Below are 800 nucleotides of genomic sequence, written 5' to 3'. Positions count from 1 at the left end.
TCGTGCAATCTGCCCGCCCTGGCCGTTTCCGGCGGCCCGATGCTCAATGGCCGGTTTCGTGGCAAGAACATCGGCTCCGGCACGGGTGTCTGGCAGATGTCGGAGGAAGTGCGCGCCGGCACGATGACGCAGGAAGAATTCACCGAAGCCGAGTCGTGCATGAACCGCTCGCGCGGCCATTGCATGACGATGGGCACGGCGTCGACGATGGCCTCGATGGTCGAGTCGCTCGGCATGGGCTTGCCGCACAACGCGGCAATTCCCGCGGTCGATGCGCGCCGCCAGGTGCTCGCGCATCTCGCGGGCCGGCGCATCGTCGATATGGTTCGCGAGGATCTGACGATGGACAAGATCCTGACGCGCCAGGCGTTTGAAAACGCGATCCGCACGAATGCGGCGATCGGCGGCTCGACCAATGCGGTGGTTCATCTGATCGCGCTGGCCAAGCGCATTGGCGTGGAGTTGTCGCTGGAGGATTGGGAACTGGGTTCGAACGTGCCGTGTCTGGTGAATCTGCAGCCGTCCGGCGAATATCTGATGGAGGACTTTTACTACGCGGGCGGTTTGCCCGCCGTGTTGAAGCAACTCGGTGAGCAAGGCCTGCTGCATCGCGAAGCGCTGACTGTGAACGGCAAGACGATCTGGGACAACGTGCGCAACGCGCCGAATCACGACGAGAAGGTCATCACGACGTTCGCCGAGCCGTTCAAGCCGAAGGCCGGCATCGCGGTGCTCAAGGGCAACCTGGCGCCGAATGGCGCGGTGATCAAGCCGTCGGCGGCCACTGCGGCGTTGCTCAA

1 protein-coding gene is annotated in these 800 nt (G+C 63.8%); it reads left to right on the top strand.

Annotation, left to right across the window (positions count from 1 at the left end):
- On the top strand, window positions 1-800 hold an 800-nt coding region (locus tag PQR32_RS42115; protein ID WP_408241794.1), incomplete at both ends, for a dihydroxy-acid dehydratase domain-containing protein.

The sequence above is a fragment of the Paraburkholderia dipogonis genome (assembly GCF_046027395.1).
GTDB classification, from domain to species: Bacteria; Pseudomonadota; Gammaproteobacteria; order Burkholderiales; family Burkholderiaceae; genus Paraburkholderia; species Paraburkholderia dipogonis_A.
This window is presented reverse-complemented; position numbering and strand designations above follow the sequence as displayed.